The organism is Rhodococcus sp. DMF-1, assembly GCF_021441945.1.
GTDB lineage: Bacteria > Actinomycetota > Actinomycetes > Mycobacteriales > Mycobacteriaceae > Rhodococcus > Rhodococcus ruber.
The window spans coordinates 3,085,766-3,110,437 of sequence record NZ_CP090442.1 but is presented as its reverse complement, the minus strand read 5'-3'; the positions used below and the strand labels follow the sequence as shown (position 1 = coordinate 3,110,437).

Below are 24,672 nucleotides of genomic sequence, written 5' to 3'. Positions count from 1 at the left end.
CCATGACCGCACTTCACGACGACCTCGCAACCGCTGCGGAGCAGCGCCTGACGGCATCGCTGAACGAGCAGGAACAGCAGTGGGTCGACGACTTCATGGACGAGACGACGCTGTTCCTCGGCCCGGATCGCGACATCATGCGTTCGCACCACATCACCTCCCGCAGCGAGTTCGAACAGCAATGCCTCGCCGACGGTGTCGACCCCCTGCAGGTGGACCGCATCCGCAAGCGCCTCGCCGGCGCCCTCGACGAGGGCTTCGAGATGTGCGAGGCGATGGGCGCGGCACCGGGCGCCAAGTGGGGCGACCTCACCACGGCCATCTACACCGCGGCCGGGGACGTCACCTACCTGTCCTGCCACGGCGTGATCGCGTTCTCCGCGATCCTGCACCACCCGATCCGGTACATCATGAAGTACTGGAAGGACGAGCCGACCGTCGGAATCCACCCCGGCGACGGGTTCATCCACAACGACGCCCGCTTCGGCAACGTCCACAACACCGACCAGTCGATGATCATGCCGATCATCCGGGACGACCGCATCATCGCCTGGGTGGCCGCCACGATCCACGAGGGCGAGAACGGCGCCTGCGAACCGGGCGGCATGCCCTCCGGTTCGGAGACCCCGTTCGACGACGGGCTGCGGATGAGCCCGTTCAAGATCGTCGAGCGCGGCGAGTTGCGCCGCGACCTGCTCACCTTCCTGCAGCACTCGGTCCGCGACCCGAAGCTCCAGCTCGCGGACCTGAAGGTGAAGATCGGTGCGGTCCAGCGCATCCAGGAACGCGTCGACAAGATCATCGACGAGGTCGGCGTGGAGACGTTCGTCGCGGCGCTGCGGATCACCGTCGAGGACGTCGAAGCCGAGGTGCGCCGGCGCATCCGGGAACTGCCCGACGGCACGGTCCGGTTCAACCAGTTCATGGACTCCACCCTCAAGGAGAACATCCTCATCAAGCTCGCCTGCTCCATCACGGTGAAGGGCGACAAGATGACCATCGACCTGCGCGGCAGCGGACCGGAGATCCTGAACCGGGCCATCAATTCGCCGCTGTGCTCGGTCAAGTCGATGATGATGCAGGCCATCCTCGCGTTCTGGTGGCCGGACCTGCCGCGCTGCACCTCCGCGATGAGCCCCATCGAGATCATCTCCGACGAGCACACGTGGTCCGACGCCGGCTACGACGCCCCCATGGGTCAGTCGCTGCAGGCCTCCTTCCGCGGCTTCTCGGCGCTCCAGAACCCCTGGGCCAAGTTGCAGTTCTCCAACCCGGAGAAGTTCTCCAACGTCATCGCGCCCTGGTTCAACCAGATCAACACCTTCCTGTGGGGTGGGGTCACCCAGCACGGCGACCAGGTCGGCAACCTGTGCGCCGACCTGAACGGAATGGGCGGCGGCGCCAAGGCGTTCCGCGACGGCGAGGACGCGGTCTCCCCGCTCTTCTGTGCGATGGCCGACACGGCCGAGCAGGAGGTCATGGAGGAGGAGGTGCCCTTCATGCAGCTGGTGAGCAAGCGGATCGTCCGCGACAACCAGGGATTCGGCAAGTACCGCGGCGGCATGGGCTACGAGATGATCGTCGCGGCCGAGGGCACCCCGCTGTGGGGCTTCATGACGGTGACCTCCGGCGCGAAGTTCTCCTCCGTCAGCGGGCAGTTCGGCGGGTACGGCTGCAACACCTACCCCCTCGCGACGGTCAAGGGCGTCAACGTCTACGACGAACTGCGCCGCAACCCGGAACGGTTCGACCTGTCCATCGAGAAGGTGATGAACGAACAGCCCTTCGAGGGCGCCGAGTACAGCACCAGCCACATGGGCCTGCAGTTCGACGTCGCCAAGGACGGGGAACTGTACATGATTTCGCAGGGCACCGGCGGCGGGTACGGAGATCCGCTCGAACGCGCCCCGGAGGACGTGGTCGCGGATCTCGAGATCGACCGGATCTCCGCGAAGGTGGCGCACGACATCTACGGCGTCGTGTACGCACCGGACACGTTCGTCGTGGACGTCGACGCCACGGAGGCGCTGCGCGCGTCGATGCGGCGCGACCGGCTCTCCCGCGGCGTGCCCTACGGCGAGTTCGTCGAGAAGTTCGTGACGCCCGAACCGCCGGCGGATCTGCTGTACTACGGATCCTGGGGCGACACCGAGGAACTGACCGCCACGCACTTCACCGTCCACGGCGCCGAGCGGGTCACCACGACGATCGACAAGATGCCGATCATCATGATGCCCGACCGGCGAGAGCTGAAGATCGCCGAGCTCACGGCCCGGGTGAAGGAACTCGAGTCCAAGCACGGCGAGATCGTCCACCGTAAGTCCTGAAACCGGTCCGGCCGGAGCCGGTGCCGGCCGGCTCCGGCCCCCCGATCCACCCAAGCCGGGTGCCCGCACGTGTGCTCCCCTCACCGTGCGGGCACCCACTCCCTGGAGTCAGAATCATGACCATCTCGTTTCCCGCCGTACTCGACGCGCCGGTCTCCGGGCGCCGGGTCCCGCTCGTCGTCGACCATCTCGACTACAGCCGCCGGGTCCTGCTCCGCGGCAACCCGGTGCCCTGGGAGGATCCCACCGCGCTGTCGAACTTCCTCAACCAGGCCCACGGGCTCCTGCGACCGGACGTCACGCTGCTCGATCTCGGCGAGTACTACCGCCTCGCGGCGGACGACCCGCGCCTGCGCGAGGCGATGGCCGCACGGTCCCGGACCGGGTACGCGTTGCGGGCACTGCTGGCGGACGCCGCGACCGCCCGCGCCGTGGCGACGCTCGCGGCCACCGTGGCCGGCACGACCCGGCTGCCGCTGGTGCTGCAGATCCCCTCGCCGCGGGCCTGGCTGGCGGCGACCCACCCCGGGGACGTCGCGGACCTGGATGCGGACCGCGTCGAGGCCGCCGCGATGTACGTCGCCGACTGGCTGCGCGGCTTCGCCGAGGTGCCGGTCGCGGCGGTCCTGCTCGACGAGCGGATCGCGCCGGGCGCTGCCGCCGCGTTGCCGCCGGCCGATCCGCAGTCGTACGTGCCCGTGACCAACGTGGCCGCGCACTACCGGTGGGAGATCGGACTGCGCGGCGAGGACACCGTCTCGATCGGCGAGCACGAGGGTGACGTCCTCGGCTCCGAGTACTGGCTCGCCGACGAGGCTGCCGTCCCGGACGCGCACGGCGTGTTCCGGCTCGCGCACCTGCCGGCGGACGCGGTCCCGGAGACGGTGCTCGCCCGGCTGGCCGCACTCGACGGCCCCGGTGCCTGATCGTGGACGACCTGCACGCCGGTGCCGCGGGGAGCGGCACCGGCCGGAGGACGGGCGCTACCCTGGAGACGTGACATGCATCACGACCACACCGGGGCGGGGCGGCCGGTGAAGAGCGCGGACCGACGGCTGCGGGTGGCGGTGGCCCGGGCCGGATTCCTCGACTCCGGCGAACCGGACGATTCGCTGGTCTCGTCCGTCGTGTCCGCGTCGTGGCGACGCTCCGCCGCGGCGGGCGTCCGCCCGTCCGGTGGGGAGGTCCGGTTCGCGGGTGAGGTCGACCGGGCCTCCCGCCTGGTCCAGTGCTCGCTGCCGGTCCTGGACCGGCTCGCGGAGGAGACCGTCGACGTCCCGGTGAGCATCGCCCTGACCGACGCCAAGGCGCAGGTGCTGATGCGCCTCGACGGTGCCCGGGCCATCGGACGGCTGCTCGACCACGTCTCGCTCGCACCGGGCTTCGACTACAACGAGGGTCAGATCGGCACGAACGGCGTCGGCACGGTGCTCGAATCCGGGCGGGCCGTGCAGATCGAGGGCGCCGAGCACTTCCACGAACGGTTCCAGCCGTTCGCCTGCTCCGGGGCACCGATCCGGGACCCGTTCAGCGGACGCGTCGCCGGCGTCATCGACATCAGCTGCCTCACCGAGCATTCGTCGCCGCTGCTCACGACCGTGGTGCGGACCGCGGCAGCGGAGATCGAACAGAATCTGTTCCGCGACCGCAGCGCCCGTCAGCACGCGCTGTTCGACGCGTTCGTGCGCGCCGACGCCCGCGGCGGGGCGGCCCTCATGGCGATCGGGAGCGCGATGTCGCTCGCGAATCCGCTCGCCCACACCCTCCTCGCGCCGGAGGACCAACGCCGGGTCGGTGAACACGTCGACTACGTCATCGGGCACCGCGCGCGAATCGACGAACTGCTCGAACTGAGCACCGGCCTGTCCGTCCGGGTCCGGGCGACCCGGATCCTGGCGGGCGAGGACACCGCCGGATACCTCGTGGAGGTCTCCGAAGCGGCCGCGTCCGCGGCACCGCTGCCGTCCGTGCCGAACCGCGTTCGCGAGCACCGCATGCACTCCGGACGGGTCGGTCTGGCCGCGGCCGGCACGGATCGTCTCCGCTCGAGCGGTTCCTCCGCGCTGTGGATGCGCGCCTGCGACGAGATCGAGGAGGCCCTGTCCGCCGGGGCGAAGCTGCTCCTCACCGGCGAGCCGGGCACGGGGAAGGCCTCTCTCGCGTCCGAGATCTTCCACTCCCTGTACGCCGGGGGGCGGAGCATCCTCGTGGACGGCAGCGAGACCGATCTGTCCGGGCTCACGGTGCCCTCCGCCAACCCCACCCTGTACGTGCTGCGCAACATCCAGGCGATGCCCGGCCCGCTCACGACCACCCTGGCCGAGACCCTGGCGGAACCCGTCGCCGAGCACGTCTTCGTCGTGGCCACCATGGAGGAGTCCGAGGAGCCGCCCTCCGAGACCCTCGCCCCGCTGCTCGCGGCGCTCGACCGGACGGTGCACGTTCCCGCCCTGCGACACCGCACGGACGACATCGCAGGAGTCGTGGCCCAGGTCCTCCGCAAGATCACCGGATCGCAGAGCCGCACCGTCGCTCCCGACGCCATGCGGGTGCTGGCACGCTATCCGTGGCCGCGCAACATCCACGAGGTCGAGGCGGCGCTGCGCTGCGCCGTCGCGCACCGGCCTGCCGGTGCCATCACGGTCGAGGACCTACCCGAGTGGTGCCGGCACGGTCCGCGCCGGCAGCTCAACGCGGTCGAGTCCGCCGAACGGGACCTCATCGCCAAGGTCCTGCGGGAAACCGGTGGCAACCGGGTGCACGCCGCGCGCGCCCTGGGAATCTCCCGGTCGTCGCTGTACCGGAAACTGACCCTGTTCGGTTTCACCGGCGAGTAGGCCCCCGCCGGTCGTCGAATCTGCCGCCGGTGCTCGCACGGTGCGAACCCGTGTCCGGATGTGGGACAGTTCACGACCGCCCCTCCTGCCGAAGATGGAGACAGCACATCTCGTCAGCGCGAAGGAGGAACGAGAGTCGTGGACGTCATGGACGAGCCGTTCTTCAGCTGGAACCGGCGACGAATGATCCTGCACACCAACAGATGTCCGGTCCCCGAATCGTCCGGGTCGCCGGCCGGCGCCGAGCTCGTCTCGGACGTCCCGCTGACGGTCGGAACCCGGCGAGGGCGTCTGATCACCGTCGTCGTCGACGACGACGAGTACGTGGCACTGGTGGTGGGCGACGTCCGGGGGCGGCACGATGTGCCGGTGCGCCGGGTGGTCACCGAAGGGTTACTGATCGAGGGGAGCCGCAGCCGGCTCGACGCGGAGATCCTGTTGCCCGTTTCGGAGGCACCCGTCGTTCCCGTACCGGATGTCCGGCGGATCCCGGACCCTCGGGGCCCGTACACCGAGGCGGTGCAGGCACTCCTCGCGTACTCCGGAGCCCGGTCCGTCACCGTCGAATTCGCCCCGGGGTCGCGTCCGGCCGCTCGGGTCCTGAACCGATCCGCGTGAACGTTCCGGTCGGAGATCCCCCGCCGATCGGGAACTACGTGCATTTCGGGCGCCGGAGGGCTTTGATATCGGTATGAACGGCAGGACCGCCCCGGACCCGGTGCGCGTGGCGGTGGGGGCCGCGGCCACCGTGGGCGACGGGATTCGTCGCATGCTTCTGTTCGGCGTCGACGCAGCGCGCCGGCTACCGGGTGTGGACCCGGCGCTCGTCGCCCTCGAGTCGCGCGGCGCCGAGACCCTGCGCGCCGGGGACGAGATCGCGGACCGGGTGCTGCACACCGTGGTGCGCAGGGTGGTGGACGCGGCCCTGGACGTCGTGGACATCACCGCCGTCGTGCGGGACCACGTGGACCTCGACGTCCTCGCGGAGGGGATCGACATCGAGCGGATCCTCGACCGGGTGGACATCGACGCCGTCGCGGCACGCATCGCGATCGCACCGATCCTGGCCCGCGTCGACATCGACGCGGTCGCCGCGCGAGTGGATGTGGCGGCGATCGTCGACCGCGTGGACCTCGACGCGCTCGCGGCGAAGATCGATGTCGAGGCGATCATCGACCGCGTCGACCTGGACGCGCTCGCGGCGAAGATCGACGTGGACGCGATCATCGGGCGGGTCGACCTCGTCGGACTGGCGAACGCGGTGATCGAGGGGGTCGACCTGCCGAGCATCATCCGCGAGTCGACGGGGTCCATGTCCACCGAGGCGGTCCGCGGCGTCCGCAGCCAAGGGATGCACGCCGACGACGCGGTGTCCGGGTTCGTCGGGCGGTTCTTCGGACGCGTGCCGGAAACCCCGGAAGCACCCGCGTGACCGGCGGCGGGCAGCCGCACGGGCCGGCGGGGATCGTCACGCGGGGTATCGCGGCTGCCGTCGACCTCGGCGTGGTGCTCACGGTGATGGGCGGGATCTACCTGGCCGTGCTGTTCGCGCGACTGCTGTTCTCGCCGCAGGAGTTCACCCTCCCGGACGCACAGATCCTGCTGTCCGTCGCCGTGTTCGTCGGTGTCGCGGTGGTGTACCTGACGGCGTGCTGGGCGACGACGGGACGAACACTCGGCGCGGTGGTGATGGGGTTACGGGTGGTCAGCCGCAACGGCGACCTCGTCGGGTGGATTCGTTCCGCGGCGCGGGCCTGGCTGTGCGTGATGTTCGGCTTCGGGTTGCTGTGGGTGGCGGTGGACCGGCGCCGGCGGTCTCTGCAGGACATCCTCCTGCGCACCAGCGTCGTCTACGACTGGCAACCGCATCTGCATCCGGCCGAATTCGAGACGTGACGTCGCGCCCGTCACAGTCGGCTGGGCATACTCGAACCCGGCTGAGAAACGTAGACGGGTAGGAGTTCGTGGTGTCGCAGGGTCTGAAGTTGGGGTACAAGGCGTCGGCGGAGCAGTTCGGGCCGCGGGAGCTGGTGGAGCTGGCGGTGCTCGCGGAGGAGCGGGGGATGGATTCGGCGACGGTGTCGGATCATTTCCAGCCGTGGCGGCACAACGGGGGGCATGCGCCGTTCTCGTTGGCGTGGATGACCGCGGTCGGGGAGCGCACCTCGCGGTTGCAGCTGGGCACCTCGGTGCTGACCCCGACGTTTAGGTACAACCCGGCGGTGATCGCGCAGGCGTTCGCGACGATGGGGTGCCTGTATCCGGGGCGGGTCATGCTCGGGGTGGGCACGGGGGAGGCGCTCAACGAGATCGCCACCGGCTACGAAGGCCAGTGGCCGGAGTTCAAGGAACGCTTCGCGCGGTTGCGCGAGTCGGTGCGGCTGATGCGGGCGTTGTGGACGGGGGAGCGGGTCGATTTCGAGGGGGAGTTCTACGCCGCGAAGGGGGCGTCGATCTACGACGTGCCCGAAGGTGGGATCCCGGTGTACATCGCGGCGGGCGGTCCGGTGGTGGCGCGGTATGCGGGCCGGGCGGGGGACGGGTTCATCTGCACCTCGGGCAAGGGCATGGAGCTCTACACCGAGAAGCTGTTGCCGGCGGTGGCGGAGGGCGCCGAGAAGGCCGAACGCGACGCACGCCGGATCGACAAGATGATCGAGATCAAGATTTCCTACGACACCGATCCGGAGAAGGCGCTGGAGAACTGCCGGTTCTGGGCGCCGCTCTCGCTCACGCCGGAGCAGAAGCATTCGATCGACGATCCGATCGAGATGGAGGCGGCGGCGGATGCGTTGCCGATCGAGCAGGTGGCCAAGCGGTGGATCGTGGCGTCGGATCCGGACGAGGCGGTCGAGCAGGTCGCCGCGTACGTGAAGGCCGGGCTCAATCATCTGGTGTTCCATGCGCCGGGGCACGATCAGCGGCGGTTCCTGGAGTTGTTCGAGCGTGATCTGGCGCCGCGCCTGCGTGCGTTGGCCTGACGCGGCTGACGCCGCCGGTGTGCCTTTTGGGCTGCCCTGACCGCCCAAAAGGCACACCGGCGGCGGAGCCGCCTGGGATCAGGCGGTCACGCCGCGCAGCGTCTCGGACGGGCTCACGCCGTACTTGCGCCGGTACGCGGCCGCGAACCGTCCGGTGTGCATGATGCCCCAGCGGAGCGCGACATCGGAAACAGTTGCGGTGCAATCGCTCACGGACAGATCTGCATGGACACGCTCGAGCCGGACGTCGGCGAGGTATTCCATCGGTGTCATGCCGACGCACTCGCGGAACCCCTGCTGAATGCGACGGACACTGACGCCGACGAGTTCGGCCATGTCTGCGGCGGTCCACTGACGCGCCGGATCCTGCTGGATCGCGTCCATCACCCTCTTGACGGTCCGCGGACGTGCTCCGGCCGGGCAGTCGCGGTCGTCCGGCGCGGCGGCGAGCACGAGGGCTGTCGTGACGGCGCGGCACAGCTGCTCGGCCACCTGGTCGCTGCGGAGCAGGACGTTGTCCCGCAGCGACTCGTCCGCGATCGCACGCACGAGACGCAACCAGTCGGCCCCCGCGCCGGACCGCAGATCCAACTGCGCGGGCAGCCGCCTGCCGGGGCGGGGGAGCAGGCGGTCCATCTCGCGCTGCACGTAGTCGCGGTCGACCTTGAACCCGATGATCTCGCACGAACTGCTCCACCGGGTGATGACGGTCGGCTCCCGGGCGGGCAGACCGTCGCCAGCCCGGGAGCCGACACGACCTCGTCGCGGCCGACGGCGGTGACGAGGTGCCCGGTCAGGGGAATGTTGATGCCGTACGCGCCGGGGTGCTCGGAACGGATCAACACGTCCACCCCGAATCCGATCCGCGCCAGCCGCGAGGCGCCGAGCTGGGTCGATTCCAGCGACGTGCGGGCTGCGGGCCCACGGCCGAGAAGCGTCAGCTGGTGCGGGAAGTACGCCTGGGACACCACGTCGTGCACTTCGTCCCAGTCCGTGAAGCCGCGGCTCTCCGGTGCTCGCATTCGCCCTTCCAACCCTCCCAACTGGTGCTGTGCCGGTGTGTGGGCAACTCCCCACGCTAGCACCGTACTGTGACGACGGTCACGTGTCGCCCGGTCGATCCGGCCTGGTCCGAGCCCGCTTCGCAATGCGGATCGCCCCTTCGCAACGCGGATCGACGGAGTGTGATCCGGGTCATACGTTGGTTCTCGTTCCGGATCGACCCGCAATCGCACATCGTGCAGGAAGGCGGTCTCCCCATGGACCAGCGAGCACTTCGCAACATCTTCGGCCAGTTCGCCAGTGGGGTCACGGTGGTCACGTGCGCCGGCGCCGAGGGCACCCCGCACGGGGCCACGGTCACCGCCTTCACGGCCGTCTCGCTGGAGCCGAGGCTGTGCCAGGTGACGCTGACGCGGACGTCGAAGGCGTGCGGCTACCTCACCGACGCGCCGTTCGCCGTGAACATCCTCGCGGCCGACCAACTCTCCACCGCACTGCATTTCGCCGGCAGGCCGCAGGCCGTCGCACCGGACTGGGACGACACCGGGATCGCACCCGCCTTCCCCGGTAACGCCGCCACCCTGATCTGCCGGCCGTGGGCCGAGTACGACGGCGGCGACCACGTCATCTTCGTCGGCGAGATCGTCGACGCCTCCGTCGACGCCGAGAAGGACCCGCTCCTGTTCTTCCGCAGCACCTTCCACGACCTCGGGGACCGATCCGGCTCGACCGCATGGAACGGGTGCCTCGACGATCCGCACAGCGGATGGTTCGACGCCACAGCCACATTCACCCCACTGCCCGCGCAGCTCGCCCGCGCTGCCTCCTGATCCCACGCCCGCCTCTCTCGAAGGGAAGAGCATGACCACCACCGAAGCAGCCCCCGCCACCGGCACCGTCGACCGGTCGAAGGTCAACGTCGCCGCGGACCACCCGGCCAATCAGCAGCAGAACTTCGCCGCCCGGCCCATGACCGGCGACGAGTACATTGCGTCGATCGACGACGGCCGCGAGATCTACCTGCACGGCGAGCGCGTGAAGGACTTCACCAACCACCCCGCGTTCCGCAACTCCATCCGCATGACCGCCCGGCTGTACGACGCGCTGCACACCGGCGAGCACGTCGGCACCCTCACCACCCCCACCGACACCGGCAACGGCGGGGTGACGATGCCGTTCTTCCGCACCCCGAAGTCCGCGGACGACCTGCGAGCCGACCGCGACGCCATCGCCACCTGGGCGCGGATGACGTACGGCTGGATGGGCCGGTCCCCCGACTACAAGGCGTCCTTCCTCGGCACGCTCGGCGCCAACGACGAGTTCTACTCGCCGTTCCAGGACAACGCCAAGCGCTGGTACCGCGAATCGCAGGAGAAGGTCCTGTACTGGAACCACGCCATCATCAACCCCCCGGTGGACCGTCAGCTCCCGCCCGACCAGGTCGGGGACGTGTTCATGAAGGTCGAGAAGGAGACCGACGCCGGCCTGATCGTCTCCGGCGCCAAGGTCGTCGCCACCGGCTCGGCGATCACCAACTACAACTTCATCGCCCACTACGGCCTGCCGATCAAGAAGAAGGAATTCGCCCTGATCTGCACGGTGCCGATGGACGCTCCCGGCATCAAGCTCATCTCCCGGGCCTCCTACTCGCAGAACGCCAATGTCGTCGGCTCGCCGTTCGACTACCCGCTCTCCTCGCGCATGGACGAGAACGACGCCATCTTCATCTTCGACAAGGTGCTGGTGCCGTGGGAGAACGTCTTCATGTACGGCGACGTGGAGAAGATCAACGCGTTCTTCCCGCAGTCCGGCTTCCTGCCCCGGTTCACCCTGCAGGGCTGCACCCGTCTGGCGGTCAAGCTCGACTTCATCGCCGGCCTGCTGATGAAGGCCCTCGACGCGACCGGCGCCGGCGGGTTCCGCGGCGTGCAGACCCGCGTCGGCGAGGTCATCGGCTGGCGCAACCTGTTCTGGTCGCTCACCGACGCGATGGTCAACAACCCGGAGCCGTGGATCGGGGACACCGTCATCCCGAAGCTCGAATACGGCCTGACCTACCGGATGTTCGCGATGCAGGGCTACCCGCGCATCAAGGAGATCATCGAACAGGACGTCGCGTCGGGCCTGATCTACCTGCCCTCCTCCGCGGCCGATTTCAAGAATCCGGACGTGCGGCCCTACCTGGACAAGTACGTCCGCGGCTCGGACGGCATCACCGCGGTGGACCGGGTCAAGGTGATGAAGGCGCTGTGGGACTCGATCGGCTCCGAATTCGGCGGCCGACACGAGCTCTACGAGCGCAACTACGCCGGCAACCACGAGAACGTCAAGGCCGAGCTGCTCTTCGCGGCGGAAGGCCGCGGGGACGTGTCCTCGATGAAGGGCCTGGCCGAGCAGTTCATGAGCGAGTACGACCTCGACGGCTGGACCGTGCCCGACCTCGTCGGCAACGACGACGTGTCCCACTTCCGCCGCGCCTGACCACTTCCCGGGAGACACCATGACCATCACCGAAAGCCCCACCGCCGTCGCCTCCGGCAACGCCGCCACCGACAAGTTCAAGGGCGAACGCTTCACCGCCGACACCTCACCGGAGCGGTTGTCCGCCATCGCGACCGAAGCCCTCGCGGGATTCAGCGCGCTGATCCAGAAGCATGCCGTCACCTACGACGAGTACCGCGTGCTCAAGCAGTGGCTCATCGACGTCGGCGAGGGCGGCGAGTGGCCCCTGCTGCTCGACGTGTTCGTCGAGCACGAGATCGAGGACGTCAACTCCCGGCGATTCCGCGGCACCAAGGGCAGCATCGAGGGGCCGTACTACGTTCCGGGCGCCCCGAACTAGCCGCACAGTGCACCCTCCCGATGCGCGACGAGGATCGCGTCCATGCCCCGCTGGTCCTGCGCGGGCAGGTCACCGACCTCGACGGCCGGGGCCTCGACGGCGCACGCATCGAGATCTGGCACGCCGACGACGAGGGCCACTACTCGCAGTTCGCCCCGCACCTGCCGCAGTGGAATCTGCGTGGCACCGTCGTCGCCGACACCGAGGGCCGTTACGCGATCACCACCATCGAACCGGCCCCGTACCAGATCCCGACGGACGGGCCCACCGGCCGGTTCATCGAGGCGGCCGGCTGGCACCCGTGGCGCCCCGCCCACCTGCACCTGCGGGTGACCGCGCCCGGCCGGCACCCGATCGTCACCCAGCTGTACTTCGCCGGCGGTGAGTGGCTCGACGACGACGTCGCGACGGCGACGAAGCCGGAACTCGTCCTCGACCCCCAGGCCGACGACGCCGGGCGCAGGGTCGCCACGTACGACTTCGCGCTCGACCCGCTCGCCGACTGACACCGCCCCGCCGCCGGTGTGTCTTTCGGGTTGCTCCCGCAGCCCAAAGGACGCACCGGCGGCGAGCCGCCTATCGTGTGAGCCATGAGCGCCGCCGCCGAGTCCGTGTCGAGCATCTACATCGCCGCCCCGGAGGGCGACACCGGCAAGTCCACCGTCGCGCTCGGCCTGCTCCAGGCGCTGTGCGCCTCCGCCGCGCGGGTCGGTGTCTTCCGCCCCATCGCCCGCTCCGACGGCGACCGCGACTACATCCTCGAACTGCTCCTCGAACGCATCACCGTCGACCTCGACTACGACGAGTGTGTCGGCGCCACCTACGACGACGTGCACGCCGACCCCGAGGCCGCCCTCAGCGAGATCGTCGTCAAGTACCACGCCGTCGCGGACCGCTGCGACGCCGTCGTCATCGTCGGCAGCGACTACACGGAGATCGCCAACCCCAGCGAACTCGGCTACAACGCCCGCATTGCCGCGAATCTCGATGCGCCCGTCCTGCTCGTCCTGCGTGGCTCGCGGCGCACCCCCGACGAGGTGGCGCAACTGACCGGCGTGTGCACCGCCGAACTCGCCGCCCAGCACGCCCACCTGACCGGCATCGTCGTCAACCGCTGTCCCGCCGACCGGCTCGACGAGATCGCCGCGGCCGTCGGCGACCGGGGGGTGCCGCTGTGGACGCTGCCGGAGGTGCCGATCCTCGTCGCGCCGACCATGGGGGAACTGCTCACCGCGGTCGACGGCGAACTCTACAGCGGTGACCCGGAACTGCTGCACCGCGAAGCGCTGCGCGTCATGGTCGGCGGCATGACCGCCGAGCACATCCTCGAACGCCTCACCGAGAGCGTCGTGGTCATCGCGCCCGCGGACCGCTCCGACGTGCTCCTCGCCCTCGTCAATGCCAATGCGGCCGAGGGGTTTCCGTCGCTGGCCGGGATCATCATGAACGGCGGGCTCCTGCCGCACCCGGCGGTGGCGCAGCTCGTCGCCGGGCTCAAGCCCAGCCTGCCGATCCTGACGACGAGCCTCGGAACCTTCGACACCGCGTCGGCGGCCGACCGGACGCGTGGCCGCATGGCTCTCGGCGCGCACCGCAAGATCGACACCGCCGTCGCGCTGATGGAACAGCACGTGGACACCGATCAGCTGTTGAGCCGCCTCGACGTGCCCCGGCCGTCCGTCACGACCCCGCAGATGTTCGAGTACCAGCTCATCGACTGGGCACGCCGCCGGCGCCGGCACATCGTGCTGCCCGAGGGCGACGACGATCGGATCCTGCGCGCGGCGGGCCGTGTCCTGCAACGCCGGATCGCCGACCTGACGATCCTCGGCGACGAGACCCAGGTGCGGCGCCGGGCCACCGAACTCGGCGTCGACCTGAGCGCCGCGGAAGTGCTCGATCCCAGATCGTCCGACCTCGCCGAGCAGTTCGCCGAGGAATACGCCCGGCTGCGTGCCCACAAGGGAATGACGATCGAACGCGCCCGCGAAATCATGAGCGACATCTCGTATTTCGGCACGATGATGGTCCATCTCGGCATTGCCGACGGCATGGTCTCCGGTGCCGCGCACACCACCGCCCACACCATCCGGCCGTCCTTCGAGATCGTCAAGACCGAACCCGGCGTGTCCACGGTGTCGAGCATCTTCCTCATGTGCCTGTCGGACCGGGTGCTCGCCTACGGCGACTGCGCGGTGGTCCCCGACCCCACCACCGAACAGCTCGCCGACATCGCGATCTCCTCCGCCGCCACCGCCGCCCGTTTCGGCATCGAACCGCGCATCGCGATGCTGTCCTACTCGACCGGCGAATCCGGGTCGGGCGCCGACGTCGACAAGGTCCGCGCCGCCACCGCCCTGGTGCGCGAACGCCGGCCGGATCTGCCGGTGGAAGGACCGATCCAGTACGACGCCGCGATCGAACCGTCCGTCGCCAGCGCCAAACTGCCCGGCTCGGAGGTCGCCGGCCGGGCGACCGTGTTCATCTTCCCGGACCTCAACACCGGCAACAACACCTACAAGGCCGTGCAGCGCAGCGCCGGAGCCGTCGCCGTCGGGCCGGTACTGCAGGGCCTGCGCAAGCCCGTCAACGACCTGTCGCGGGGGGCGCTGATCCAGGACATCGTGAACACGGTGGCGATCACCGCCATCCAGGCGCAGGAGGCCGACGAATGAGCGCCCGGACGGAAGGCACCGTGCTGGTGCTCAACTCGGGCTCGTCGTCGATCAAGTTCCAGCTCGTCCACCCCGAGACCGGGGAGTCGGTGGCGCACGGTCTCATCGAGCGGATCGGCGAGCCGGAGGGCCGGGTCGTGTTCCACCACACCACCGGAACCGAGGAACACGTCGGTCCCATCGAGGACCACCGGGCCGGACTGCGGATCGTCCTCGACTGGGTGGAGGGACTGGGCCGGCCCCTGCGCGAGGCCGGCATCATCGCCGTCGGCCACCGGCTCGTCCACGGCGGTGAGGTGTTCCACGAGCCCACCCTCGTCGACGACGACGTGGTGCGCACCGTCGAGGAACTGTCCGTTCTTGCGCCGCTGCACAATCCCGCGAACGTCATCGGCATGGAGGTCGCGCGCGAGGAACTGCCCGACATTCCGCACGTCGGGGTGTTCGACACGGCGTTCTTCCACGCCCTGCCCGCCGCAGCCGCGACCTACGCGATCGACCGGGACGTCGCCCGGGCACACGGAATCCGGCGGTACGGGTTCCACGGCACGTCGCACCAGTACGTGTCCGAACGTGCGGCGCGGTTCCTCGGACGCGAGCTGTCGGAGCTGAACCAGATCGTGCTGCATCTCGGCAACGGTGCGTCGGCCTCCGCGATCGCCGGCGGCCGGCCCGTCGACACGTCCATGGGACTGACCCCTCTCGAAGGTCTGGTGATGGGAACCCGGTGCGGTGACATCGATCCCGGCGTGCTGCTGCATCTGAATCGCAGCGCGGGGATGGACGTCGACACCATCGACGGCCTGCTCAACCGGCGCTCCGGGCTCAAGGGCCTGTCGGGTGTCAACGACTTCCGGGCGCTGCTGCGGCTCGTCGCCGAGGGTTCCGAGGACGCGAAGCTGGCCTACGACGTCTACGTGCACCGGCTGCGCAAGTACCTCGGCGCATATCTCGTCGAACTCGGCGGCGTCGACGTCGTCGTGTTCACCGGCGGGGTGGGCGAGAACAACGTCGACGTCCGCCGCGACGCCCTCGCCGGCCTCGAACGCCTCGGCATCGTCGTCGAAGACGCACGCAACGTCGCGCCGGAGCGCGGCGAGCGACGCATCTCGGCGGACACGTCGCAGGTGGAGGTCCTCGTGATCCCCACCGACGAGGAGCTCGCGATCGCGCGGGCGGCCGCGGCGCTGGTGTAGGCGAGAGGGACGTTTCCGCGCCGAGCGGGAGGTTGTCGTCGAGGCCACTCGGCCGATGCCGCGAGATCCTCCCGCTCGCTTCCTCACCACCGGGCGCCGGCCGCCCGCAACGCCGCCCGTACTCGCTCGAGCACGACGTCCGGGCGCTCGGCGAGCAGTCGAGCGTCGACTCGGACGACCCGCCGTCCCGCGGACTCGAGCAGCGCGTACCGGTCGATGTCCCGGGTGCGCTGGGCGGGGTCCGTCCAGTGGTGTCCGCCGTCGTACTCGACGAGAACCCGCCAGGATCGCCACCCCAGGTCGGCGCGGGCGAGCAGTCGTCCGTCCGCGGCACGGACGTGGATCTGGGTCTCGGGAACAGGAAGCCCGCCGCGCACGAGCAGCAGGCGCGTCCGTGTCTCGGGCGGGGACTCGGCGCCGCCGTCGACGAACTCGAGCACCTGACGCAATGCGGACACCCCACGCGCTCCCGCGTGCCGGCAGGCGAGCTCGCGGATCTCCGCAGGCTTCACACCGGTGGCGTGACACAAGGCGTCGAGGAGTTCGACAGCACGGTCCCCTTTCGCAGTGCGGCCGAGATCGAAGCCCGTCCGCGCCGGACTTGTCACCGTCATTCCGTCCACGCGGCACAATTCGTCGTCGTCCGGGATGCCTTGCCGGACGACGATGCCGGAGGGCGCACGCACGTGACCGGCCCGAAGCAGCTCCGCCGGGGCGGAGCCGTCGATCCACTTCGTCCCGTGCAGCGCCGCGGCCGACAGTCCGGCGAGCGTTCCCCTGCCCGCCGACCACAACCACGCCGCCCGGGCCCTGTTGCGTGCCGTAGGCGCGACACCTCGCCGCACGTAAACATCGCGGTGCAGGCGGACGAATCCGTGCCGCAACTCGTAGGCGGTCAGCGCACCGGACGCGATAGCCTCGGTGCCCCGGAAGGGAGCGTCGAAGGAATGCACGGACGCACACGATGCAGGGCGTCCGGCCGTTGCGGAACCCACCTCGCCGGACTGTGGACAACTTCGGAGTTGTCCACAGGGACGGTGATCGGGCGACCCCCGCGCCGAGCGGGAGGTTGTCGTCGAGGCCACTCGGCCGATGCCGCGAGATCCGCCCGCTCGCTCACAGCAGGCTGCGGGGGCGGATGGCGTTGGCCAGGTCGACGAGCGTGAAGCGGTGGGCGCGCGTCGGCGCGTTGCGGGCCAGGTCCCGCAGACCGGTCTCGGTACCGCTGCGAAGACCCCTCTCGTCGAACGGGACGTCGAGAATCGGGTCCGATTCGCGCCGTGCCGAGTGCCCGGCGCGGACCCAGTCGAGAGCGATCGAGAGCACCAGGGTGTGCATCTGCAGAAGCCGTCCCTCCTCGGGCGACAACGTCGCCACCCGCCGCGCGGCCTCGCGCAGGTCGGCCTCCTCGATCTCCTCGACCGGACGGTCGTGCAGCAGGATCAGCACGGTCGTCATCCGGGCGACGGCGTGGTGCCGGGAACTCGGCGGCACCTGGTCGAGAGCGGCGATCGCGGCTGCCCGCTCGCCGCGGAGGGTGAGTTGCCGCGCCAGACCGAACGCGGCACTCACCACGTTGTGGTCGGTGCGCCACACGGCGCGGTAGTAGTTCTCGCAGAACGCGCGCCAGGCACCGGGATCGTCGCTCTCCCAATGCTGCAGGATGAGTTCGGCCGTGGCCGCCAGGGCGAGCTTGGGTGCGGCCTCGCCGGGCGTCGCGGCGAGCACCTTCTCGAATCTGCCGAAGGCGGACTCGTATTCGCCGTTGATCAACTCGGCGAGACCGGCGTACCAGTCGATGCGCCAGTCCGCTCCCAGGTCACGTTCGAGCTTGCCCAGGATCTCGGTGGCGCGCACGCCGTGCCCGAGGTCGAGATGGGCGCGGACCTCGGCGAGGGTGATCTCCCGGGAGAACGAGACGTCGGCCGTGCCGACGACGCGCTCGATGCCGTTGTCGCGCGCGTGGCGCAGCGCGTCGAGGGTCTGCTGAGGTTCGCTGTGCACCGCCGCCGCCAACAGTGCCGCGCTCGGATCGAGCGGGTCGAGCAGCGGAACGGGCAACGCCGCCGCCACATCACGCGCCGCGAGGTTCTCGTCCCGTTCGACACCGTCGACGATCGAATCCGTGCGCCCGACGGCCTCGTCCGTGCCGAACGTCGTCCGCTGCCGGCTGAACACCGACGACAGCCCCGGATGCTCCTCGCCGGTCTGCTGCGACAGGATCTCGCGCAGGACACCGGTCAGCTGGCTCGCCATCTCGTCGGCCGACTCGAACCGCCGCTGCGGATCGGAATCGGTGGCCCGCAGCAGCAGCCGGTGGTAGGACTCGTACTCCGCCAGCAGCGGCGCCTCGGCCGGCGTGGGGAGGCCGTCGGCCGGACGCCCCTGCTTCCACGGCATGTCGAGGGTCAGCACGGCGAGGGTCCGGCCGACGGTGTAGATGTCGGACGCCACGGTCGGGCCGGTGCGCACGATCTCCGGGGCCTGGTAGCCCGGCGTGCCGTACAGGTAGCCGTAGTCCTCGATTCCGGTGACGGCACCGAGATCGATGAGCTTGAGTTGCTCCTCGGTGACCATGATGTTCTCGGGCTTGAGGTCGTTGTAGACGAGCCCGACCGAATGCAGATAGCTCAGCGCCGGCATGATCTCGAGGACGTACGCGACGGCCTGCTCGACGGGCATCCGCGCGGGCTTGGGGCAGGTGTCGAGCACCTCGCGCAGCGAGTGCCCGCCGACGTATTCCATGACGATGTAGCCCATCGGGCTGCCGTCGGGGCGAGGGTGTTCGACGAAGTTGAAGATCTTCACGATGCTCGGATGCGTCACCTCGGCGAGGAACTGCTTCTCGGCCAGCGCGACGGCCTGCGCCTCGGCGTCTCCCGAGTGCAGCAGACCCTTCAGGACCACCCAGCGATCGCTGACGTTCCGGTCGATCGCCAGGTAGATCCAGCCGAGACCACCATGGGCGAGACAGCCCTGCACGACGTACTGTCCGCCGACGACGTCGCCGACCGCGAGCATCGGAGTGAACTCGAACGGGGTTCCGCACGAAGGGCATCGGCCCGACGTCGCGCCCGGTCCGTTGGGGGTGCTGCGGCCGACCGGCTTGCCGCACTTCCAGCAGAACCGTTTGCCCTCGGCGACATGCGGGTCGCGCAGGACGACGGACTCGGGATCGACGGGGGTCGGGACGGGGATGTCGACCATACCTGCGAGACGTCGCCGCGACGGCAGCCGCGACCGGGAGCGGCGCGAGGACGACCGCTGCGACGGCACGCTCGCCTGGCGGCTGCGCTGTGTTTCCGGACCGATGCTCGGTGCTGTTTCCGGACCGATGCTCGGTGCTGTTTCCGGACCGATGCTCGGTGCTGTTTCCGGACCGATGCTCGGTGCCGTTCCCGGACCGATGCTCGGTGCCGTTCCCGGACCGGCGCTCGGTGCGGTCGCCGGACCGGACTCCGGCGGGGCCGCCGGTGCAGTGGCCGGACCGGAATCCGGGGGTGCCGCGGGCGCTGTCGCCGGTCCGGTGTCGTCGTCGGTGTCGGACATGCGTTCTCTCTAGTCCACGTACGTCGGGGGCGGCGGCGCCGGGGCGGGCCCCAGGACGGTGAGCCAGCGGTTGTAGATCTGCGTCCACGTGCCGTCCCGACGGATCCGCTCCAGGGTGCCGTTGACGAACCGCACCAGATCCTCACGGCCCTGCGCGATCCCGATGCCGTAGGGCTCGGTTCCGATCGGCGCCCCCACCAGTTCCAGGTACGGGTCCTGGGAGGCGAGCCCGGCGAGGATCGTGTCGTCGGTGCTGACGGCGTCGACCTGGCGCTGCTGCAGCACGACGAGACAGTCCGCCCACGACGGGACCGTCAGGATCGCCGCGGACGGCTGCAGTTGCCGCAGACGCATCAGCGACGTCGTGCCGCGCACGACACACACCCGCCGGCCGGCGAGATCGGCGACGTCCCGGACGTCGGAGCCCTGGACCACCAGGACACGCTGCTGGGCGACGAAGTACACCGTCGAGAAGTCGACGCGTTCACGTCGGGCGCACGTGATCGTCATCGTCTTCGCGACGATGTCGACGGTGGAATCCTGCAGGGCCTGTTCCCGGTCCGCGGAGTTCAGGATCCGGAAGTCGAGCAGGTCCGGGCTGCCGAGCAGATCCCGGGCGATCTCGCGGGCGATGTCCACGTCGAACCCGGCGATCCGGCCGGTCGAGGGGTCGCGGAAACTCATCAGGTTGCTGCCGGTGTCGAGCCCGACGACGAGGCGCCCGCGCGCCCGGATCGCATCGAGGGCGGGCCCGGTCGTCGCCCCGTCGGGACGCAGCCCGGCGGTCGGGTCGCCGCAGTCCGGCTCCGGGGGGATCGGCACGTCGGTGGGCGCGAGTGCGGCGCGCTCCGGCAGCGGCGGCTCGGTGTAGGACACGTCGGGGCCGACGACGATCTCCGGCTGCGACGTCGCGCACCCACCGGTGAGGACGGCCGCGGCGACGACGGCGGCGAGGAGGGCGTTGCGGATGTTCACAGGTACTCCCGGATCCGTGGCGCCAGTCCTCCCACGACGCCGATCCCCGCGAGCACGGTCAGCACCCACGCGGCCGGTGCGAGCGCGGACAGCGTGTCCGCGGCGCGGACTTCGTTGCCGCGGAGTTCGGCGCGCGCGAGGTCGATGCCCCGTTCGAGGGCGCGGTCGACGGCGTGGAACTGGGCCGCCGCCTCGTCGGGCCCGGGGCCGGTGGCGAGGATCGCGGCAGCCGGGTAGTCGCCCCGGTCGAGCGCCGCCTGCACGCGGTCGTGCGATGCCAGCCAGGCCGTGCGCGCTTCGGCGGCGCGGCCGGCGGGTTCGGCCTGGGTCTCCACGTCGGCCGTCGCGGAGCCGGTGAGCAACTCGTCGAGACGGTCCATGCTGCCGTCGAACATCGCGTCGTATTCGCCGGTGACGTCCCGCCGGACCAGCTGCAGCGTCTCGGCGGTCCGGGCCTGCTGGGCGAGGATCCGGCTGTCGGTGAAGACCCCGAGCGGTTCGCCGCCGCGCTCGACGGCGTTCCGGGTGGCGCTCGACGAGATCAGTCCCGCAACGAGGAGCCAGCACAGCAGGATCCCCGTCGAGGCGATGGCCGCGAGCAGACCGAGGTTCAGGGTGCGGCGGCTGATCCGCGAGACGATCACGTGCACGCCGGTCAGCGCGACGACCGTCACCAGCAGCATCCCGATCGACGTCCACGGCGGCTGCACGGCCGCACGCTGGGTGGACGTGACGGCGGACGAGCTGCGTTCGTACAGTTCCTGCGCCATCGGCAGCAGTTCGGACTGCATCAGGTGCGAGGCCTCGCCCAGGTAGGCGGCGCCCACGGGGTTTCCGACGCGGTTGTTCGCACGAGCCGTCTCCACCAGGCCGGTGTAGACGGTGAGCCGACCGGCGATGTCCGCCACCAACCGGGCGCCCACCCTGTCGTCCGCGGCGATTCCGCCGGCCGCGGCGACGAGCTGGGTGGACGCCTCGCCGACGGCCTGGGTGTAGCGTTCCCGCACCTCCTCGGGTTCGATACCGCCCGCGATGAAGCCGGTGGCGGCGGCCGCGTCCGCGACGGACAGGGCACTGTAGAGACTCTGGGCGGCGTCGGCGAGGGGTTCGACGGAGGTGAGCAGCCGACTGTGCGTGGCCTGCCGGCTCGTCACGGTCTGACCTGCGACGATGCCGGAGACGATGAGGAGGATCAGCAGCAGGGCGCCGAGCGTGAAGAGTGCGACGGGGGTGGATCGGAGCAGGGCGCGCCAGTCGTCGGCGCGGCGGTCGTGGTCGACGACGGGACCGGACACGTCGCCGCGCTGGAGGCGACCCCCGACCGCGCCGAGCGTGGGGGTCACGCGCACGTCCACGAGAGCACCCCTTCCGATGTGGCACTGTGTGTGGCGAGCATATAAGCAGTACTGGGATGTTGTTGCCGTCCGAGGACGGTGGACGCCCGGCTCGCGGCCTGCGACCGGGCGGCAGGGAGGCGGACGCGATGCGAGGTGACGGGGACGGCTGGGCCGTCGGACCCGACGGTGGTCGCCGGTGGGGCAGATTCGGCGCGGCCGGGCTGCTGCTGCGTGCACCGCTGCCCGACGGCACCCCGGCCGTGTTGCTGCAGCACCGCGCGGCGTGGAGCCACCAGGGCGGCACGTGGGCGCTGCCCGGCGGCGCCCGCGACAGCGACGAGAGTCCCGTCGTCGCGGCTGTACGGGAAGCCGAGGAGGAGACCGGGATCGACCCGGCTGCCGTGAGCGTGCGCACCGAGCGGGTCACCTCCGGCGTCGACGGAGGATGGACGTACACCACGGTCGTCGCGGACACCCCGAGCCCGATGGAGACGACCCTCAACGGGGAGAGCACCGAACTGCGCTGGGTGCCGGAGGCGGACGTCGAGACCATGCCCCTGCACTCCGGGTTCGCGGCCGCCTGGCCGGACCTGCGGACCCGGGCGGTGCGGATGCTGCTCGACACGGCCAACGTCCTCGGCGCGCGGCCGAACGGCTGGTGGCGTGACCGGCCGGGCGCCACCGCGCGACTGCTCGCGGAGCTGGCGGAGTCGGTGCCCCGCACCGTCGAGCTGCCCGGCGGCTCGTTCGGCTGGGTGAGCCGCATCGAGGCGGTCCTCGAGGGGCAGGCCCGCGCGGCGGTGATCGACGACGACCGCACGCTGGTGCACACCGCCGCCGGCAGCGGAGACGACGAACTGGCCGTCCTGGCGAAGGGCACGTCGGCGGTCCTGGACCAGGTGCTCACCGTGGTGGTGACGGCCGACCGGGGACTGCGCGCCCGGCTGCCCGGGGATGTGCCGACCCTGGCGCCGTCGACGGTGCTCGACTGGCTGTGACGGACCGTCAGCGGGCGGCGCCGCCAGTGCGGCCGCCGCGGGTGCGCGGCCGGCTGTGACGGACCGTCAGCGGGGCAGCGCGGCCCTCAGCGCGGCCGCCGCGGTCCGCGGATTCGGTGCCGCGGTGATGGCGCGGACCACCGCGATGCGGGTGGCGCCGGCGTCGAGCACCTCGGGCAGCCGCTCGGCATCGATGCCGCCGATGGCGAACCACGGCCGCCGCGGCTGCGACCGGGCCACCTCCCGCAGCACTTCGAGGCCCGCTGCGGTGCGGCCCGGCTTGGTGGGGGTCTCCCACACCGGTCCGTTGGCGAAATAGTCGACGCCGTCCTCGATGTCGGCCAGGCTGGCCTGGGCCCGGCTGGCGGTGGAGCGGCCGATCACCACGTCGTCGCCGAGGACCTGCCGGGCGTACCGCACGGGCAGGTCGCCCTGCCCGAGGTGCAGGATGTCGGCGCCGGCGGCCAGGGCGATGTCGGCGCGGTCGTTGACGGCCAGCAGGGCCCCGTGCCGGTGGCAGGCGGCGGCGAGCACCTCGAGCGCCTCGAGCTCCTCGCGGGCCTCGAGCGGGCCGAACTTCTTCTCGCCTGCCGAGCCCTTGTCGCGGAGCTGGACGATGTCGACACCGCCCGCGAGTGCCTCCTCGACGAATCGGGCCAGGTCGCCGGTGTCGCGACGGGCGTCGGTGCACAGGTAGAGCCGGGCCTGCGCGAGGCGTTCCCGGGGGGCGGGACGGTTGCCGCGGTAGGTAGTCACGGCGGAGACGGTAGTCTCTGCTCTGAACGAATCGACACGGGAGTCCCGGGGATCGCGGGGCTGAGAGGGGGCCTGCCGGCCCCGACCGTCAGCACCTGAACCGGATCATGCCGGCGCAGGGAGTGAGGTGGACGAACTGTTGGGAACCGTATCCGTCGTCGGCGGAGGCGTGATCGGGCTGTCGATCGCCTGGCGCACGGCCCGGGCCGGCTGGACCGTGACCGTGCACGACCCGTCCCCGGGAGCGGGGGCGTCGTGGGTGGCCGGGGGGATGCTCGCACCGTTGTCGGAGGGCTGGCCGGGTGAGGAACACGTCCTCGAGCTGGGTGCCGCGTCGCTGGCCCGCTGGCCGGCGTTCGGTGCCGAACTGCTCCGGGAGACCGGCCTCGACCTGTTCACCTCCACCGCCTCGCTGACCGTCGCGCTGGACGCGGCCGACGCCGCCGACCTGCGCACGATCGCCGAGTGGGTGTCGGCGCAGGGGCACGAGATGCGCGTGCTCGGCCGCGCCGAGGTGCGCGAACTCGAGCCGTCGCTGGGGCCGCGCATCCGTCTGGGTCTGCTGGCCCCGGACGAGCTGGCCGTGGACAACCGGGTCCTCGTCGACGCGCTGCGACGGGCTGCCGCCGGGGCCGGCGTCAGCTTCGTCGACGAGCCGGTGCGTGACGTCACCGAACTGGACGCCGACCGGGTCGTGCTCGCGGCCGGTGCCGCCTCGGCGCGGTTGTGGCCGGGCCTGCCGGTGCGGCCGGTCAAGGGGGAGATCCTGCGGCTGCGGACCCGGCCGGGCGCGGCTCCCGCCCCGCACCGGACGGTCCGCGGCAGCGTGCACGGCCGGCCCGCGTACCTGGTGCCGCGCGCGGACGGACTCGTCGTCGGCGCAACCCAGTACGAGGCCGACGACACGCAGGTCACCGTCGCGGGGGTGCGGGATCTCATCGCCGACGCCGAGGCGCTGTTCCCGGCGATCGGCGAGTACGAGCTGTACGAGGCGAGTGCGGGGCTGCGACCCGTGAGCCCGGACAACCTGCCGCTGATCGGCCGGCTGTCCGAGCGGGTGATCGCCGCGACCGGGCACGGCCGCAACGGCGTGCTGCTGACCCCGGTCACGGCGGACGCGGTGGTCGCGGAGCTCGCGGACGAACCACTTGCTGTGGCGAAATATGCTGATCCGCAACGATTTACCGAGGAGTGAGT

At 70.6% G+C, this 24,672-nt stretch carries 19 protein-coding genes, 2 pseudogenes and 1 riboswitch; of the genes and pseudogenes, 15 read left to right on the top strand and 6 right to left on the bottom strand.

Translation table 11 applies throughout. The features are described 5' to 3' along the window. Positions 1 to 2 precede the first annotated feature (2 nt). From LZP97_RS14195 to fgd, 7 genes are all read left to right on the top strand, one after another. Entirely contained in the window at positions 3 to 2,327 is a 2,325-nt protein-coding gene (locus LZP97_RS14195) for a hydantoinase B/oxoprolinase family protein (protein WP_234574699.1), read from the top strand. A gap of 116 nt (positions 2,328 to 2,443) precedes the next feature. Next, positions 2,444 to 3,253 (top strand): hypothetical protein, encoded by an 810-nt coding sequence (locus tag LZP97_RS14190; RefSeq protein WP_234574698.1) that lies wholly within the window; start codon positions 2,444 to 2,446, stop codon positions 3,251 to 3,253. 75 nt (positions 3,254 to 3,328) lie between these two features. Beyond that, positions 3,329 to 5,164, top strand: a complete 1,836-nt coding sequence (locus LZP97_RS14185) for a sigma-54-dependent Fis family transcriptional regulator (RefSeq protein ID WP_010593150.1) — start codon at positions 3,329 to 3,331, stop codon at positions 5,162 to 5,164. Between the two features lie 147 nt (positions 5,165 to 5,311). After that, the gene (locus tag LZP97_RS14180) at positions 5,312 to 5,782 is read left to right on the top strand and encodes a hypothetical protein (protein WP_234575064.1); all 471 of its coding nucleotides are present in this window, start codon (positions 5,312 to 5,314) and stop codon (positions 5,780 to 5,782) included. A gap of 73 nt (positions 5,783 to 5,855) precedes the next feature. Further along, on the top strand, positions 5,856 to 6,596 hold the full coding sequence (locus tag LZP97_RS14175) for a hypothetical protein (protein WP_010593148.1): 741 nt from the start codon (positions 5,856 to 5,858) through the stop codon (positions 6,594 to 6,596). Then, complete coding sequence (locus LZP97_RS14170) at positions 6,593 to 7,060, top strand: RDD family protein (RefSeq protein ID WP_017681271.1); 468 nt, start codon at positions 6,593 to 6,595, stop codon at positions 7,058 to 7,060. Before LZP97_RS14175 ends, LZP97_RS14170 begins: the two co-directional genes overlap by 4 nt. A gap of 71 nt (positions 7,061 to 7,131) precedes the next feature. Then, positions 7,132 to 8,145, top strand: coding sequence for a glucose-6-phosphate dehydrogenase (coenzyme-F420) (gene fgd, locus LZP97_RS14165; protein WP_234574696.1), 1,014 nt, complete (start codon positions 7,132 to 7,134; stop codon positions 8,143 to 8,145). A gap of 78 nt (positions 8,146 to 8,223) precedes the next feature. Here fgd and LZP97_RS14160 read toward each other — a convergent pair. Continuing rightward, positions 8,224 to 9,167 (bottom strand): annotated as a pseudogene (locus LZP97_RS14160) (AraC family transcriptional regulator). Positions 9,168 to 9,404: 237 nt separating this feature from the next. On the opposite strand from LZP97_RS14160, the gene LZP97_RS14155 reads away from it, so the two are divergent. The 5 genes and pseudogenes from LZP97_RS14155 (at position 9,405) to LZP97_RS14135 (ending at position 15,860) form a co-directional block, all read left to right on the top strand. Continuing rightward, positions 9,405 to 9,977, top strand: coding sequence for a flavin reductase family protein (locus LZP97_RS14155; protein ID WP_026137888.1), 573 nt, complete (start codon positions 9,405 to 9,407; stop codon positions 9,975 to 9,977). Between the two features lie 31 nt (positions 9,978 to 10,008). Next, positions 10,009 to 11,628, top strand: a complete 1,620-nt coding sequence (locus tag LZP97_RS14150; protein WP_234574694.1) for a 4-hydroxyphenylacetate 3-hydroxylase family protein — start codon at positions 10,009 to 10,011, stop codon at positions 11,626 to 11,628. Between the two features lie 19 nt (positions 11,629 to 11,647). Next, positions 11,648 to 12,495 (top strand): annotated as a pseudogene (gene catA, locus LZP97_RS14145) (catechol 1,2-dioxygenase). Positions 12,496 to 12,579: 84 nt separating this feature from the next. Then, positions 12,580 to 14,664: a phosphate acetyltransferase gene (gene pta / locus LZP97_RS14140; RefSeq protein WP_017681275.1), complete on the top strand. Its 2,085-nt coding sequence runs from the start codon at positions 12,580 to 12,582 to the stop codon at positions 14,662 to 14,664. Beyond that, entirely contained in the window at positions 14,661 to 15,860 is a 1,200-nt protein-coding gene (locus tag LZP97_RS14135) for an acetate kinase (RefSeq protein ID WP_234574693.1), read from the top strand. The genes pta and LZP97_RS14135 overlap by 4 nt, the downstream gene beginning before the upstream one ends. A gap of 83 nt (positions 15,861 to 15,943) precedes the next feature. Here the strand turns inward: LZP97_RS14135 and LZP97_RS14130 are convergent, their stop codons facing one another. Both LZP97_RS14130 and LZP97_RS14125 read right to left on the bottom strand, forming a co-directional pair. Next, positions 15,944 to 16,813 (bottom strand): endonuclease domain-containing protein, encoded by an 870-nt coding sequence (locus LZP97_RS14130; RefSeq protein WP_234574691.1) that lies wholly within the window; start codon positions 16,811 to 16,813, stop codon positions 15,944 to 15,946. Positions 16,814 to 16,976: 163 nt separating this feature from the next. Next, positions 16,977 to 19,067 (bottom strand): tetratricopeptide repeat protein, encoded by a 2,091-nt coding sequence (locus LZP97_RS14125; RefSeq protein WP_442792835.1) that lies wholly within the window; start codon positions 19,065 to 19,067, stop codon positions 16,977 to 16,979. On the opposite strand from LZP97_RS14125, the gene LZP97_RS27480 reads away from it, so the two are divergent. Further along, positions 19,057 to 19,422, top strand: a complete 366-nt coding sequence (locus tag LZP97_RS27480; RefSeq protein ID WP_442792834.1) for a hypothetical protein — start codon at positions 19,057 to 19,059, stop codon at positions 19,420 to 19,422. The genes LZP97_RS14125 and LZP97_RS27480 overlap by 11 nt on opposite strands. Here LZP97_RS27480 and LZP97_RS14120 read toward each other — a convergent pair. Continuing rightward, positions 19,419 to 20,384 (bottom strand): glutamate ABC transporter substrate-binding protein, encoded by a 966-nt coding sequence (locus tag LZP97_RS14120; protein ID WP_010592245.1) that lies wholly within the window; start codon positions 20,382 to 20,384, stop codon positions 19,419 to 19,421. The genes LZP97_RS27480 and LZP97_RS14120 overlap by 4 nt on opposite strands. Further along, positions 20,381 to 21,739, bottom strand: coding sequence for a hypothetical protein (locus tag LZP97_RS14115; RefSeq protein ID WP_234574688.1), 1,359 nt, complete (start codon positions 21,737 to 21,739; stop codon positions 20,381 to 20,383). Before LZP97_RS14115 ends, LZP97_RS14120 begins: the two co-directional genes overlap by 4 nt. A gap of 128 nt (positions 21,740 to 21,867) precedes the next feature. On the opposite strand from LZP97_RS14115, the gene LZP97_RS14110 reads away from it, so the two are divergent. Then, entirely contained in the window at positions 21,868 to 22,719 is an 852-nt protein-coding gene (locus LZP97_RS14110; RefSeq protein WP_010592243.1) for an NUDIX hydrolase, read from the top strand. A 66-nt stretch (positions 22,720 to 22,785) separates the two neighbouring features. On the opposite strand, the gene thiE is transcribed toward LZP97_RS14110, so the two are convergent. Beyond that, positions 22,786 to 23,475 carry a thiamine phosphate synthase gene (gene thiE, locus LZP97_RS14105; RefSeq protein ID WP_010592242.1) on the bottom strand — a complete coding sequence of 230 codons (690 nt, stop codon included), beginning with the start codon at positions 23,473 to 23,475 and terminating at the stop codon, positions 22,786 to 22,788. 26 nt (positions 23,476 to 23,501) lie between these two features. After that, a riboswitch (TPP riboswitch) is annotated at positions 23,502 to 23,614 on the top strand. Here thiE and thiO point away from each other — a divergent pair. Continuing rightward, positions 23,603 to 24,670, top strand: a complete 1,068-nt coding sequence (gene thiO / locus LZP97_RS14100) for a glycine oxidase ThiO (protein WP_010592241.1) — start codon at positions 23,603 to 23,605, stop codon at positions 24,668 to 24,670. Its footprint overlaps the riboswitch before it by 12 nt. The last annotated feature ends 2 nt before the right edge of the window (positions 24,671 to 24,672 follow it).